Origin of the sequence: Janthinobacterium aquaticum, from assembly GCF_009208565.1 — a bacterium.
Classification (GTDB): domain Bacteria; phylum Pseudomonadota; class Gammaproteobacteria; order Burkholderiales; family Burkholderiaceae_D; genus Janthinobacterium.
Map to the genome: position 1 here is coordinate 379,779 of NZ_WFLK01000004.1, position 15,090 is coordinate 394,868.

12 protein-coding genes are annotated in these 15,090 nt (G+C 58.3%); 2 read left to right on the forward strand and 10 right to left on the reverse strand.

The window, feature by feature from the left end:
- Positions 1 to 26 precede the first annotated feature (26 nt).
- The 7 genes from ileS to GCM43_RS09525 form a co-directional block, all read right to left on the reverse strand.
- On the reverse strand, positions 27 to 2,927 hold the full coding sequence (ileS, locus tag GCM43_RS09490; RefSeq protein ID WP_152243516.1) for an isoleucine--tRNA ligase: 2,901 nt from the start codon (positions 2,925 to 2,927) through the stop codon (positions 27 to 29).
- Between the two features lie 81 nt (positions 2,928 to 3,008).
- Positions 3,009 to 3,980, reverse strand: a complete 972-nt coding sequence (locus GCM43_RS09495) for a bifunctional riboflavin kinase/FAD synthetase (protein WP_152243518.1) — start codon at positions 3,978 to 3,980, stop codon at positions 3,009 to 3,011.
- Positions 3,981 to 4,140: 160 nt separating this feature from the next.
- A complete protein-coding gene (locus tag GCM43_RS09500; protein ID WP_152243520.1) occupies positions 4,141 to 5,352 on the reverse strand; it encodes a tetratricopeptide repeat protein in 1,212 nt (403 codons plus the stop codon).
- A 77-nt stretch (positions 5,353 to 5,429) separates the two neighbouring features.
- The gene (locus tag GCM43_RS09505; RefSeq protein WP_193315580.1) at positions 5,430 to 5,861 is read right to left on the reverse strand and encodes an ExbD/TolR family protein; all 432 of its coding nucleotides are present in this window, start codon (positions 5,859 to 5,861) and stop codon (positions 5,430 to 5,432) included.
- 105 nt (positions 5,862 to 5,966) lie between these two features.
- Entirely contained in the window at positions 5,967 to 6,395 is a 429-nt protein-coding gene (locus GCM43_RS09510; RefSeq protein WP_152243522.1) for an ExbD/TolR family protein, read from the reverse strand.
- Between the two features lie 5 nt (positions 6,396 to 6,400).
- Positions 6,401 to 7,327, reverse strand: a complete 927-nt coding sequence (locus GCM43_RS09515; protein ID WP_226929415.1) for a MotA/TolQ/ExbB proton channel family protein — start codon at positions 7,325 to 7,327, stop codon at positions 6,401 to 6,403.
- A gap of 83 nt (positions 7,328 to 7,410) precedes the next feature.
- Complete coding sequence (locus GCM43_RS09525) at positions 7,411 to 8,073, reverse strand: energy transducer TonB (protein WP_152243526.1); 663 nt, start codon at positions 8,071 to 8,073, stop codon at positions 7,411 to 7,413.
- A 272-nt stretch (positions 8,074 to 8,345) separates the two neighbouring features.
- Here GCM43_RS09525 and GCM43_RS09530 point away from each other — a divergent pair, with 272 nt between their 5' ends.
- Entirely contained in the window at positions 8,346 to 8,549 is a 204-nt protein-coding gene (locus GCM43_RS09530; RefSeq protein WP_152243529.1) for a hypothetical protein, read from the forward strand.
- A 47-nt stretch (positions 8,550 to 8,596) separates the two neighbouring features.
- Here GCM43_RS09530 and GCM43_RS09535 read toward each other — a convergent pair whose 3' ends face one another.
- The 3 genes from GCM43_RS09535 to GCM43_RS09545 form a co-directional block, all read right to left on the reverse strand.
- On the reverse strand, positions 8,597 to 10,198 hold the full coding sequence (locus tag GCM43_RS09535; protein ID WP_152243530.1) for a SpoVR family protein: 1,602 nt from the start codon (positions 10,196 to 10,198) through the stop codon (positions 8,597 to 8,599).
- Positions 10,198 to 11,466 (reverse strand): YeaH/YhbH family protein, encoded by a 1,269-nt coding sequence (locus GCM43_RS09540; RefSeq protein ID WP_152243532.1) that lies wholly within the window; start codon positions 11,464 to 11,466, stop codon positions 10,198 to 10,200. The genes GCM43_RS09535 and GCM43_RS09540 overlap by 1 nt, the downstream gene beginning before the upstream one ends.
- 71 nt (positions 11,467 to 11,537) lie before the next feature.
- The gene (locus tag GCM43_RS09545) at positions 11,538 to 13,460 is read right to left on the reverse strand and encodes a PrkA family serine protein kinase (RefSeq protein WP_152243534.1); all 1,923 of its coding nucleotides are present in this window, start codon (positions 13,458 to 13,460) and stop codon (positions 11,538 to 11,540) included.
- Positions 13,461 to 14,055: 595 nt separating this feature from the next.
- On the opposite strand from GCM43_RS09545, the gene GCM43_RS09550 reads away from it, so the two are divergent.
- On the forward strand, positions 14,056 to 15,075 hold the full coding sequence (locus GCM43_RS09550; protein ID WP_152243675.1) for an adenosine deaminase: 1,020 nt from the start codon (positions 14,056 to 14,058) through the stop codon (positions 15,073 to 15,075).
- The last annotated feature ends 15 nt before the right edge of the window (positions 15,076 to 15,090 follow it).

Consider the following 15,090-nt stretch of genomic DNA (forward strand, 5'->3'; position numbering starts at 1 on the left):
CATGTTACTGCCTGCGGGGCGACAGTTTAAGCGAAGCGGCGTTTCTCGCCCGCACCGAACAAATTGCTGACGCAGCGGCCGCACAGGGTCGGGTGGGCGGCATCGCTGCCCACATCGCTGCGGTAGTGCCAGCAGCGCTCGCACTTCGCTGCCGTCGAGGCGGCAACCACCACTTCTTCAGCCGCTTCATCGGCCACTTCGGTCACGCTGGCCTGCGAGGTGATAAACACGAACTTCAGGTCATCGCCCAAAGATTCCAGCAGCTTGTACTTCATCGGTGCGGCCTTGATGGTCAGTTCGGCCTGCAGCGACGAGCCGATCGCGCCCGAAGTGCGCAGGTCCTCGAGCTGCTTGGTCACATCGGTGCGCACGGCGCGCAAGGCCGTGTATTTTTCCAGCAGCGCTTCAGCATCGGCCACCGCCGGCAGCTGCCACCAGGTTTGCGTGAAGATGGTCTCGTCGCTGGCGCTGTAGGCTTCCGGGCCGGCAAAGATGGCCCACGCTTCTTCGGCGGTAAATGACAGGGCAGGGGCCATCAGGCGCAGCAGGCTTTGCGTGATATGCCACAGCGCTGTCTGCGCCGAGCGGCGCGCCGTCGAGGTCAGGCCGGTGGTGTACAGGCGGTCCTTCAGGATGTCGAGGTAGAAGCCACCCAGGTCTTCCGAGCAGTAGGTCTGCAGCTTCGACACCACCGGATGGAATTCGTAGCGCGCATAGTTGTTCTCGATCTGCTGCTGCAGCGAGGCCATGTTGGCGATCGCATAGCGGTCGATCTCGAACAGCTCTTCGATGGCGACTGCGTCGGTTGCCGGATTGAAGTCCGAGGTATTGGCCAGCAGGAAGCGCAGCGTATTGCGGATGCGGCGATACGATTCGGTCACGCGTTTGAGAATCTCGTCGGAGATCGACAGCTCGCCCGTGTAATCGGTCGAAGCGATCCACAGGCGCAGGATATCGGCGCCGAGCGTGTCGGAGATCTTTTGCGGCGCCAGCGTATTGCCCAGCGACTTGGACATTTTCTTGCCTTCGCCGTCAACCGTGAAGCCGTGCGTCAGCAGCGCCTTGTACGGTGGACGGCCGTTCAGCATCGACGACACCAGCAGGGACGAGTGGAACCAGCCGCGATGCTGGTCCGAGCCTTCCAGGTACAGGTCGGCCGGGAAGGCCAGCTGCGTCGAATGCGAGCCGTGGCCTTGCGGGCCGCCCAGCACGGTCTGGTGGGTGGCGCCCGAATCGAACCAGACGTCGAGCGTGTCTTTGTTCTTGGCGTAGATCGCCGCTTCCTCGCCGATCAGATCAGCCAGATCCAGCGACTGCCATGCCTCGATGCCGCTCTTTTCGATCAGCTTTGCTACCTGTTCCAGCAGTTCCGGCGTGCGCGGATGCAGTTCGCCCGTTTCCTTGTGCACGATAAAGGCCATCGGCACGCCCCACTGGCGCTGGCGCGACAGGGTCCAGTCGGGACGGTTGGCGATCATGCCGTGCAGGCGCGCCTGGCCCCAGTCCGGGAAGAACTCGGTGTCGGCGATGCCTTGCAATGCGGTCTCGCGCAGGGTGGCGCCGCCGTCTTTCGGCGTCACATCCATGCCGGCAAACCACTGCGAGGTGGCGCGGTAGATGATCGGCGTTTTATGGCGCCAGCAGTGCATATAGCTGTGGTCGAACATCTTCACTTCAAACAGCGCGCCCGCTTCCTTCAGGGCGTTGCAGATCGGTTTCGACGCTTCCCAGATGGTCATGCCGCCAAACAGCGGCAACGTCGAGGCAAATTTGCCGTCGGCCATCACCGGCTTGATGATGTCGTCGTCCTTCATGCCGTGCGCCTTGCACGAGATAAAGTCGTCCAGGCCATAGGCCGGCGCCGAGTGCACCACGCCGGTACCGCTTTCGGTGGTCACGTAGTCGGCCAGGAACAAAGGCGACAGGCGGTCGTAAAAGGCGTCGCTGGCATGCAGCGGATGGCGGAAGTTGATGCCGCCCAGCGCTGCGCCGTCGCAGGTGGCAATGGTGGTGCCTTCAAGCTTGAAGCGCGCCAGGCTGGCCACCACCAGGTCCTGCGCCAGGATCAGCAGTAGCGGCTGGCCATCGCGCTCGGCTTGTACCAGTGCGTATTTGACTTCCGGATTGACGTTCAGCGCCTGGTTCGACGGGATGGTCCACGGGGTGGTGGTCCAGATCACGATAAAGCCGTTATTGGTCGGCAGCGATGGCAGGCCAAAGGCGGCCGCCACTTTTTCCGGCTCGGCAAACGGGAAGCCCACGTCGATCGACGGATCGCGTTTTTCCGCGTATTCCACTTCCGCCTCGGCCAGCGCCGACTGGCAGTCGAAGCACCAGTTGACCGGTTTCAGGCCGCGGTAGACATAGCCTTTTTCCAGCAGCTTGCCCAGCGCGCGCAGTTCGTCAGCCTCGTTGCCATGGGCCATGGTCAGGTAGGGATTGTCCCACTCGCCCAGCACGCCCAGGCGGATAAAGTCCTTCTTCTGGCGCTCGACCTGCACATTGGCGTAGGCGCGCGCCTTTTCCAGCACTTCGGCGGTTGGCAGATTCTTGCCGTACAGTTTTTCGATCTGGATTTCGATCGGCATGCCGTGGCAGTCCCAGCCAGGGACGTAAGGTGCGTCAAAGCCCGACAGCGAGCGCGACTTGACGACCATGTCTTTCAGGATCTTGTTGACGGCGTGGCCCAGGTGGATATCGCCATTGGCGTACGGTGGGCCGTCATGCAGGATGAATTTCGGACGGCCGGCAGCGGCCTTGCGCACGCGCTCGTAGATTTTCTTGTCCTGCCATTGCTGTACCCATTGCGGCTCGCGCTTGGCCATGTCGCCGCGCATCGGGAAGGTGGTTTCGGTCATGTTGACCGGGTACTTGCTTTCAGGTTTCTTGTTCTGTTTTGGTGCCGCTGGCTTGTTTTGATCGGACATAATCTTCTTTACTTGTATTGAATAAGGTGTGGCGGCAAGGATCAGGCGATCAAGGCCGCCCGGAGGCGGAGCTGGCCAGGATCAAATTCGGTCGGTTGCCGTGACGGCGCCGCTGCGCTGCTGAAAATACGCGCGCGCCTGATTGGAATCGCGTTCGATGGCCGCCGTCAGGGTCGGCAGGTCATCGTACTTTTCTTCGTCGCGCAGCTTTTCCAGGAACTCCACGCGCACCAGCTTGCCGTAGCAGGACTGGGCAAAGTCGAACAGATGCACTTCAAGCAGGACGCGCCCGCTGTCGTCAACCGTCGGGCGCACGCCCAGGCTGGCCACGGCCGGCAACGGCTCTGGCGCCAGACCGTGCACCTGCACGATAAAGATGCCGGACAGGGCCGGGCGATGCGCCACGCGCAGGTTCAGGGTCGGAAAGCCCAGCGTGCGGCCCAGTTTCTGGCCGTGGATCACATGGCCGGAAATGGCATAGGCATGGCCCAGCAGCTGCTTGGCCAGCGCAAAGTCGCCGGCCGCCAGCGCCAGGCGTACGGCCGACGAGGAAATGCGGGTCGTGCCGTTCATGACGGTAGGCAGCGTTTCGACCTGGAAGCCGTATTGGCGGCCCGCTTCCTGCAGCATGGCCACGTCGCCGGCGCGCCGCGCGCCATAGCAGAAGTCGTCGCCCACCATCAGCCATTTCACGTGCAGCCCTTCGACCAGGACTTTTTCCGTGAATTCCTGCGGGGTCAAGGCGGCAAACTGGGCGCTGAAGTGCTCGACGATCACGCGGTCGATGCCGGCGTCGTCGAGCGACTGCAATTTGTCGCGCAGGTTGGCGATGCGCTGCGGCGCCTTCGACAGGTCGCCGGTGCGGCGGGCGAAGAATTCGCGCGGATGCGGCTCGAACGTCATCACCGCGGCCTCGACGCCAAGCTCGGTCGCTGCGCTGCGCACGCGCGCGAGCAGGGCCTGATGGCCGATATGGACACCGTCAAAATTGCCGATGGTCAGCGCGCAGGGCGCGCGTGACGCGGCATTGGGAAGTCCGCGAAATACCTTCATGGGAATGGGATGAAAACTGTGCCAAAAGGGGGATTATACGGACTGTTTCAACTATGCACACCCGGGCCGGTGGCATCGCTGCAAATTTCACTGCTGAAATGACAAAAAAGCGTTGTCGGCAAGTCTGCCGGCAACGCTTTTTCAGTCAGCTGATACTGGATTACTTATTCATCAGTGTCCAGTAACGGGCCAGGTCAGCCGCGCCATCGGTACCCTTGACAGTTTTCAAGGTGGTGTTGGCGTTGGCTTTCTTGCCGGCGTGGATGTAAGCGATGCCCAGGTGCAGCTTGGCTTCTTCAGGATACTTGGCCGTGCCCAGCTTGACTGCATCGTTCATCAGCGCCAGGCCCTTGTCGGTCTGACCGTCGTAGACCAGTGCGAAGCCCAGTTTGCTCAGAGCGTCAGCGTCCTTGTTCTTGACGTATTCGGCTTCCGATTTGGCAGCGCCGGCTTTCAGGTCAGCCTGGGTTTTCAGGGCCAGATCTTTCAGACGCTGGTGACGCGCTGCATCGGCGCCGGTGCCCAGCACGCCTTTTTTGTAGCCCTGGTCGATAATCGACAGCGCTTCGCCAGGATTGCCGGCCTGCAGGGCCAGCTGGCTGATTTCCATGTATTCGGATGGCTTGGTAAACAGGCCGTTGGCCAGGCGCAGGCGCTGAACGTCCAGACCCAGGCGTTGCGAGAAGCCAGGCTTGCCCGATACGCGGTTCAGCAGATCAGCCCAGTAGCTCGACTTCGGATAGCTCGACGCCAGTTTTTCCAGCGTGGCCACGTAGCCGGCCTTGTCATTCTGTTTCAGCTGGATGTTGGCCAGCATCTGCAGGCTCGCTTCCGAGTTGCCGCCTTTGGCCTGCAGCTCTTTTGCCGCTTCGGCGTAGTTGCCGCTCGAATAGTAAGCCTGGATCAGGTAGTCGCGCGTCTGTGGATCTTCGCGGTCTTTCAGCGAGCGCTTGAACCAGGTAATCGCGTTTGGCCAGTCCTTGTTACGGTAGTACATGCCGGCCAGGCCTTGCGTGAATTTCGGTGCTTCGGCGGCGCTCAGGCGGCCGGAATTGATGACGGCTTCAAAAGCCTTGATGGCGGCGTTGTTATCGCCGGCGCCAGCAGCGGCCGAGGCGCGCACGCGTTCGATCTGGTAGCTTTCAAAGGCGGTCTTGTTGCCGACGGCGTCAGCTTCGCGCAGCTTGGCCAGTGCTTCCTTGTTTTTGCCGGCGCTCGTGAGTTTTTGCGCTTCTTGCAGTGGCTTGCCGACTTCGGCGCGCACGGTGTCGGCAGCATAGGCCAACGAGCCCAGACCGATGACAGGCGTTGCTGCGGTAAAACCGATTGCGGCCATGACGAGGCCGAGATGAGCGAGACGAAACTTGGACATAAGAAAGTCTTTCAGTAAAAAGCGAATAGGCAGGAAGTCCTGCCTATTCGGATGTAAAGAGAACCTGATGGTACAGCTTACTGGAATTGCTCGTTTCCGACCAGACCGATTTTGGTCACGCCCAAACGCTGCGCCGTTGCCATGACACCGGCCACGACTTTGTATTCCACCAGCTTGTTCGGACGCAGATGCACTTCCGGCTGGTCTGCTTGCGCAGCAACGTTGTTCAGCTTGGCTTCCAGTGCGGCACGGTCAGGAACGACCTGATTGTCCCACAAGATGGTACCGTCAAAATCGACATCGATCGTGACGACCACTGGTTCCGTTGTTGGCGGTGGCGGGGTGCCGACCGGCATGTTCAGGTTCACCGAGTGGTTTTGTTTAGGAATCGTAATGATCAACATGATAATCAGCACCAGCATCACGTCGATGAGGGGCGTCATATTCAGTTCCATCATTGGTTCCGGATCCGCGCCTGCTGCGCTTCCCGAACCGACATTCATACTCATAGTGTTTCCTTTAAGAAGTCCAACGAAGCGCCGGGCGATACTGCCGCCCGGCAAGCTTCTGACCTTGTCGCCCCGTTGTTGCCAGGGCGCCGCAGTCAGTTGCTATCAGCTCTTGTCAGGTGGTTCGGTGATGAAGCCAACCTTCTGGATGCCGGCGCGTTGGGTCGTGTAAATAACGCGGCCGATCGCTTCGTAACGTGCTTCCTGATCGCCACGAACGTGTACTTCCGGCTGCGGTACTTTCACTGCTTCAACTTTAAGATAATCGAACAGTTCGTTCGTGTCTTTCAGTCTGGTCTGGCCCAGGTAAATCTCGCCATCCTTGTTAACAACGATGTTAACGTTCTGTGGCTTGGTTTGCAGGGCTTGGTTGGCCTCAATCGGCAGATCGATTTTCTGCAGCTTGAGAACAACCGGACTGGTGATCAAGAAAATGATCAGCAAAACCAACATGATGTCGACGAGCGGCGTCGTGTTGATTTCTGACATTACCTGATCTTCATCTCCGCTGTCGGAGCCGACGGACATCGACATGATTCTTATCCGATCTTTTTAGCGCCGGCAGCACGGCCAGCTTCGCTGGTGGACATTGCGCCGGAAACCAGAACCGAGTGAACGTCGGCGCTGAACGAGCGGATGTCTTCCATAGCGGTTTTGTTACGACGAACCAGCCAGTTGTAACCCAGAACGGCAGGAACAGCGACCAGCAGACCGAATGCGGTCATGATCAGTGCTTCACCAACTGGACCTGCCACTTTGTCGATCGATGCGTTACCGGTCATGCCGATAGCGGTCAGCGCGCCGTAAATACCCCAAACGGTACCGAACAGACCGATAAACGGTGCGGTTGAACCAACGGTTGCCAGGAACGACAGGCCATCTTGCAGACGCGACTGAACTTTGTCCGAAGCGCGCTGGATCGACATCGTCACCCAGGTCGACAGGTCGATTTGTTCCAGCAGGGCGCCGTCATGGTGAGCGGTAGCCTTGGTGCCCGATTCAGCGATGAAGCGGAATGGCGAGCCTTCTTCCAGCGTTGCCGAACCGGCAGCGATCGAAGGAGCTTTCCAGAACTTGGCAGCCGTTTCTTTGGCTTGCTTGAAGATCTTCATCTGGTCCAGCAGTTTGGTGATGATGATGTACCAGCTGCCGATCGACATGATGGCCAGGATGATCAGGGTAGCGCGTGGTACGAAACCACCGTCCCACACAGCCGACAGGCCGAACGGGTTGTGGACTTCTTCGGTTTTGGCTGGAGCTGCTGCTTCTGCTGCTGGAGCGGCGGCATCGGCTGCTGGGGCTGCTGCGTCAGCTGCTGGTGCTGCTGGTGCGTCTGCCGCAGGGGCCGTGGCGGCTGCCGATGCTGGCGCGTCAGCGTAAGCTGGCGCTGCTACCAGAGCGGTAGTAGCGGTAACGGACAACAGAACCGCGGCAAAAAATGCGGACAAACGGGTATTCTTAAACATGCTTCCTCCAAAATTAAAAATAACAGATCGCTGAACGTGACGACAACGAAATCATAATGTGAGGCAGAAAACTGCCTCGGGTTTTAATCCAGCGACCAAACGTATTGCATTTGCTGCCAGCCTTGCTCCGGCTTGCCGTCAACCGTGGCAGGCTTGAATGTGCAGCGGCTGATACCTGTTACCGCAGCTTTGTCCAGATCGCGGAAGCCACTCGACTTCACGATTTTAGAATCAGCAACTTTACCGTCGACACCAATCAGGAACGACAGCGTCACGACACCGGTTTCTTCATTGCGTTGCGACGATTTCGGGTAGGCCGGTTTTTCACAGACGCTGAAATCAACCACAGCCGCAGTACGTACCGATTTGGCTGGTCCAGGCGGCGCTGCTGGCGCAGGCTGTGCCGGCGGCGCTGGAGGTGTCAGCACATTGGTGGCTGGCTTCACCTGGGTGGTGTTGGCAATCACGTTCTGTGGTGGCGGCGGCTGCTGCACGTTCACCTCGACTGGCGGAATGAATGGCGGCGGTGGCGCCTTCATTTCTGGCGGCGGTGGTGGCGGTGGAAGATCCTTTGGTGGAGGCGGTTTGACTTCCTCGATAATCTTGGTTTCAACCGGGTCCATCATTTTGGTGACCAAGCGCTTGCCCAAGCCCGTCGCAATCCCGTAAGCCGCGAGAACGTGCAGCAGGACGACGATCGTAATCCCTGTGTAGTTCTTCTGACTTTTCTCGTTCGAAAAATTCATGCCTGCTTTCTCCAAATACCTTCACTTGTGTTGCAACTGAACCCCAAAATGACGACACAAAGCTCCAGCCGTATCCGGGACGTCGCCGAATTATACATACGAATTCTTTATTTTACACAGATTTTTAACGCCTAAAACCGGTTAAATTTTTACCCCTTTTACGCTCCAAAATCGTACTTGCTTATGCCATCTTTGCACGCTTTCGGGCAGAAAAAAAGGCAGTCTTGTCGGATTTTTACCCCTCTTTCAACTCACGGAGGCTAAGTTTATCGATGTCCCCATCCGGCGAAATTAAATTTCGTCATATGATCGATGCAAACTGTGAAATTTGGATAGAAATCTTTCTTTTTGGGAAAATATTGCGCTCCCAACAAGCCATTTTCATGTTGATACGCACCAAACCGGTGCGCTTGCCGACCCTTTACGGTGGCTGCGAAGCAAACGCCGACGCGCAGCCGCTCTATCAGCCATATTAATTTACTATGCCGCCATACGGCGCACTTATGTTTTGCGCAGCGAAATTTCATGGCCGGCCCGCCGGATCGTCGCGGCGATTACGCTTCTCGCGGCGGCAGTTGAGGCTGCCCAGCACGGTGCCCTGCGCGTCGACCGTATCCAGATGCACGTCGAAACCCCATAGCCGCGCCACATGCTTGAGCACTTCGTTGGCCTGCTGGTTGAGCGGGCGGCGCAGGAACTGCGTATGGCGCAAGGTCAGCGCGCGGTCGTCGCGGGTATTGACCGACCAGACCTGGATATTCGGTTCACGGTTGCCCAGGTTGTACTGTTCGGCCAGTTGCTGGCGTACATAGCGGTAGCCCGCTTCGTCGTGGATGGCGGAGATGGCCAGCTTGTCGTTCTTGTCGTCGTCCAGCACGGCAAAGAAGTGAAACTCGCGGATCAGCCGCGGCGACAGGTACTGGGCGATAAAGCTTTCGTCCTTGAAATTGCGCATCGCAAAGTCCAGGCTCTTGCGCCAGTCGCTGCCGGCCAGGTCGGGAAACCAGGCCCGGTCCTCGTCGGTGGGATGCTCGCAGATGCGGCGGATATCGCTCATCATGGCAAAACCCAGTGCATACGGATTGATGCCGCTGTAATAAGGACTGTCGACGGGCGGCTGGTAGACCACATTGGTATGACTTTTCAGAAATTCCATCATGAAGCCGTCGCCCACCACGCCCTCGTCGTACAGCTGGTTCAATATCGTGTAGTGCCAGAACGTGGCCCAGCCTTCGTTCATGACCTGGGTCTGGCGCTGCGGATAGAAGTACTGCGAGATCTTGCGCACGATGCGCACCATCTCGCGCTGCCATGGTTCGAGCAGCGGCGCATATTTCTCGATAAAGTACAGCAGGTTTTCTTCGGGTTCGGGCGGGAAGCGCGGCGCGCTGCGGCGCTGTTCCTCTTCTTCATCATCGTCGTCGCGGCGCGGCAGGGTGCGCCACAGCTGGTTGATCTGCGACTGCACGTATTCTTCGCGTTCTTTCTGGCGGGCATATTCCTTGGCCATCGACAGCTTGGCCGGGCGTTTGTAACGGTCTACGCCATAGTTCTGGATCGCGTGGCACGAGTCGAGCAACAGTTCGACCGCTTCGACGCCATGGCGCTGTTCGCAGTCGCTGATATAGTTCTTGGCAAACACCATGTAATCAATAATGGCGTCGGCGTCGGTCCAGGCGCGAAACAGATAGTTGCCTTTGAAGAAGGAATTATGCCCGTACGCGGCATGCGCAATTACCAGCGACTGCATGGTCAGGCTGTTTTCCTCCATTAAATAGGCGATGCAGGGGTTGGAGTTGATGACGATCTCGTAAGCCAGGCCCATCTGGCCGCGCTTGTAGCTTTTCTCGGTGGACAGAAAATGCTTGCCGAACGACCAGTGGTTATAGGACACCGGCATGCCGACCGAGGTATAGGCATCCATCATCTGCTCGGCGGTAATGATTTCCAGCTGGTTTGGATAAGTATCCAGGCCAAACTGCCGGGCGACGCGGGCGATTTCCTCGTGGATCTGCTCGATCAGCTCGAACGTCCATTCGGACTGCTCCGGCAGGGCGTTCGGATGGCGCACCCGCTCGAACGGCTCGCCCGGGGTATTGCTGGCACGGTCAAAGGCTGCACTCATTATTTCACCTGTTTCTTGAACAGTTCGCGGAACACCGGATAGATGTCGGCCGGCGTGACGATCTTTTGCATGGCGAAATGGGCATGGTGGTCGAGCACGCCCGCATATTGCTCCCACAGATTCTGCTGCGGGCCGTCGGTAATCTCCACATAGGTGTAGTACTGCACCTTGGGCATGATGGTATTGATCAACAACTGGCGGCACAGCACCGAGTCGTTGTCCCAGTTGTCGCCATCGGACGCCTGCGCCACGTAGCTGTTCCATTGCCCGCCGCCATAACGTTCGTCGAGTACCTTGTTCAGCAGATGCAGCGCCGACGACACCACCGTGCCGCCCGATTCGCGCGAATTGAAAAACTCATGTTCATCGACTTCGGAGGCGGCCGTATGGTGGCGGATAAATACCACGTCGATCTTGTCGTAGACGCGCTTGAGAAACAGGTACAGCAGGATAAAGAAGCGCTTGGCCGTATCCTTGCGCGTTTCATCCATCGAGCCCGACACATCCATAATGCAGAACATGACCGCCTGCGTGGACGGTTTAGGCACCTTGATGCGGTTGGTATAGCGCAGGTCGAACGGATCGATAAAGGGAATCGCCAGCAGGCGCGTGCGCAGGTGGTGGATCAGCTTGCGCAGTTCGATCACATCGCCGTTGTCGTCAGGCGCGCCGTCGTCCAGCAGCCCGTCCAGTTGCTCTTCGGCCAGCGCCAGCTGCTTGCGCGAACCGCCGCCCACGGCAATGCGCCGGCCCAGCGCGCCGCGCAAGGACCGCAGCACGTGGATATTCGATGGCGTGCCCGACATATTGTAGCCGGCGCGCTGGTTCTTCCAGTCGGTGGTGGCCGTCAGCTGGGTTTTCACCATATGCGGCAGTTCCAGGTCCTCGAAGAAGTAGTTCATGAATTCTTCGCGCGACAGCTCGAAGATGAAATCGTCTTCGGAGGTCTCCTCGCTGTTGCCAGCCTGGCCGCGCCCGTTGCCGCCGCCGCCCTTGGGCCGCGCGATCTGGTCGCCTTTCAGATATTCGCGGTTGCCGGGGTTGACCACTTCCCACACGCCGCCGTGGGCATGGCCAAACGCCGGCTCGCCCACATCCTTGACCGGAATGCTGACCTTTTCGCCGTTTTCCACATCGGTAATCGAGCGTCCCTTGATGGCGCGCCCGACGGCGTCCTTGATCTGGCCCTTGTAGCGGCGCAGGAAGCGCTCGCGGTTGACGGCCGACTTGTTCTTGCTCTGCAAGCGCCTGTCGATAAGGTAAGTCAAAGGGTGCCTCCTTCACTTGGGTCTCGCGCGTGCTGCCGAACCCGGTCCGGCGGCACGCGCCTGCGCTCCCGCTATGACGACTTGCGTACCCGCAAGTACCACTCGCATAACAGGCGCACCTGCTTGGCCGTATAGCCTTTTTCCACCATGCGGGCCACGAAGTCGGCGTGCTTGTTGGCGTCGTCGGCGCTGGCCTTGGCATTGAAGGAGATCACCGGCAGCAATTCCTCCGTATTGGAAAACATTTTTTTCTCGATGACGGTGCGGAACTTTTCATAGCTGGTCCAGGCCGGATTCTTTCCGCCATTCGAGGCCCGCGCGCGCAGGCCGAAATTGACGATCTCGTTGCGGAAATCCTTGGGGTTGGAAATGCCGGCCGGCTTCTCGATCTTTTCCAGTTCGTTATTGAGCGATTCGCGGTCGAAGCTCTCGCCGGTATCGGGATCGCGGTATTCCTGGTCCTGTATCCAGAAGTCGGCAAACGTCACGTAGCGGTCAAAAATGTTCTGGCCGTATTCGGAATAGCTTTCCAGGTAGGCGGTCTGGATTTCCTTGCCGATGAATTCGACATAGCGCTGCGCCAGATGTTCCTTGATATACGAGAAATAGCGCTGCTCAAGTTCGGGCGCAAACTGTTCGCGCTCGACCTGCTGCTCCAGTACATATAAGAGATGCACGGGATTGGCCGCCACTTCGGAGTTGTCGAAGTTAAAGACTTTCGACAATATTTTGAAGGCAAAGCGGGTCGACAGGCCGTTCATGCCTTCGTCCACGCCTGCATAGTCGACATACTCGTGCATGGACTTGGCCTTGGGATCGGTGTCCTTGAGGTTTTCGCCATCGTAGACCAGCATCTTGGAGAAGATACTCGAGTTCTCGGGGTCCTTCAGGCGCGACAGGATGGCGAACTGCGCCATCATGCGCAGGGTGCCGGGCGCGCACGGCGCTCTTTCCAGCGAGGAATTGGCGATCAGCTTGTCGTAGATACGGATCTCATCGGACACGCGCAGGCAGTACGGCACCTTCACTATATATATACGGTCGAGAAAAGCCTCGTTATTGCGGTTGTTCTTGAACGTTTTCCATTCCGACTCGTTCGAGTGGGCCAGGATAATGCCGTCGAACGGAATCGCGCCGAATCCTTCCGTGCCCTTGTAGTTGCCTTCCTGGGTGGCCGTCAGCAGCGGGTGCAGCACCTTGATCGGCGCCTTGAACATTTCCACGAATTCCATCAGGCCCTGGTTGGCCAGGCACAGCCCGCCCGAATAGCTGTAGGCGTCGGGGTCGTCCTGCGCATAGTCTTCAAGCTTGCGGATATCGACCTTGCCGACCAGCGATGAAATATCCTGGTTATTCTCATCGCCCGGCTCGGTCTTGGAAATGGCGATCTGCTTCAATACCGACGGGTAGCGCTTGACCACGCGGAACTGGTTGATGTCGCCATTGAATTCATGCAGTCGCTTGACTGCCCACGGGCTGGGGATATTGCGCAGATAGCGGCGCGGAATGCCGTAGTCTTCTTCGAGGATGGTGCCGTCTTCTTCCTCGTTGAACAGGCCCAGCGGCGACTCGTTGACGGGCGAGCCTTTCAGGCAATAGAAGGGCACATGCTCCATCAGCGACTTGAGCTTTTCGGCGATCGACGACTTGCCGCCGCCCACCGGCCCCAGCAGATACAAAATCTGCTTGCGTTCCTCGAGTCCCTGCGCCGCATGGCGGAAATACGAGACCACCTGTTCGATCACTTCCTCGGTGCCGTAGAACTCGCGGAAGGCCGGATAAATCTTGATGACCTTGTTGGCGAAGATGCGCGACAGGCGCGTATCGTTGCGCGTATCGATCAGTTGCGGTTCGCCAATGGCCGCCAGCATGCGTTCGGGCGCGCTGGCATAGGTCAGCTTGTCCTTCTTGCACAGGGCCAGATACTCGGAGAGCGACATTTCCTCTTCGCGGGTGCGCTCGTAACGTGCTGCGTAGTTGTCAAAAATGGTCATGTTCCATGTCCTTTAATGTAAAACCAGCTTGCCTGTCACCGTGCGGGCCCACCTGGTCTATGCCACGCTCGCCGCCTGTCTGCTTGCCTCCGTACTGTTTTTTTTATATATGCGGATAAAGTGTGCCCAGCTGTTTGTGCAGTCCGGCTTGCCCGGACCAAAAAACTGGCGCCTGATGCCGTGTGCTGATGGGGTCAGCCGGCTTTCTGTCTTGTGAAAATAGCGCGTGAATCGACCATCGTGCTGCCGTGTTTGCTGCCGCCTTGATCCTTGAAAATAATTATTGCTCTAAAGGATGAGGAAGTCAAAACATGTTTCTTCATATCTTTAAAACCAGTCTGCAAGCGCTTGATTTAATTGAATAAATTCACCTTTTTTAATGCCGCTCTGCAGAAGTTTTTCGCTCCTCTTGTGACCATCATACGACAATTCGGCTGGGCGCGCCGACGCCGCATCGGGCCGCGTTTGCCAGCATCAAAAAGCGCTGCCGGTCGATGCGCTGCACCATCTTGCGCTAAGATGCGTGCATATTTGATGGCGTGGTGCGCTGTGCGCCCGCCAGCATGTGATGAACAAGATCAAAAAGGAAGTCCCCATGATGAACCAGCAATTGCGCGCGGTCGTACGCGGCATGCCCAAGGCCGAGCTGCATATCCATATCGAAGGTTCGCTCGAACCGGAACTGATTTTCGCACTGGCCGAACGCAATGGCGTGGCGCTCGCGTATGAGTCGGTCGAACAGTTGCGCAGCGCCTATGCTTTTACCGATTTGCAGTCCTTTCTCGACATTTATTATGCCGGCGCAAGCGTGCTGCTGAAAGAACAGGACTTTTACGACATGACGCGCGCCTACCTGGCACGCGCCGAAGCAGACAATGTGCTGCACACGGAAATTTTCTTCGATCCACAGACCCATACGGCGCGCGGCGTGGCCATGGCCGACGTGATCAACGGAATTTACCGCGCCTGCCAGGACAGCCCCGTCAGTGCGACGCTGATTCTGTGCTTCCTGCGCCACCTGAGCGAGGAAGATGCGTTTGCCACGCTGGAACAGGCTTTGCCGTACCGCGACAAATTTATCGGAATCGGCCTCGATTCCTCGGAAGTGGGCAACCCGCCGGAAAAATTCTCGCGCGTGTTTGCGCGCTGCCGCGAGCTGGGCCTGCATCTGGTGGCGCATGCCGGCGAAGAAGGCCCGCCGGCGTATATCCGCACCGCGCTGGACGACCTGAAAGTCGAGCGTATCGACCATGGCGTGCGCTGTCTGGAAGACGCCGAACTGACGGCGCGCCTGGCGCGCGAACAGATCGCGTTGACGGTGTGCCCGCTGTCGAACACCAAGTTGCGCGTGTTTGACCAGATGCACGACCATAACCTGGCCGAACTGCTTGCTGCCGGCCTCTTGGTGACGGTCAACTCGGACGATCCGGCCTATTTTGGCGGCTATATGAACGACAACTACGACGCCATTTTCGAGGCACTGCCGCTCGAGCTGGATCACGCCAGGCAGCTGTCGCGCAACGGCTTTGTTGCCGCCTTCCTGCCACAGGCGCAAAAAGATGCGTTACTGGCCCGCGTTGACGCCTATTTCGCCCCACACTTTCCAACCAACTGATTGAAAGTTCTCCGC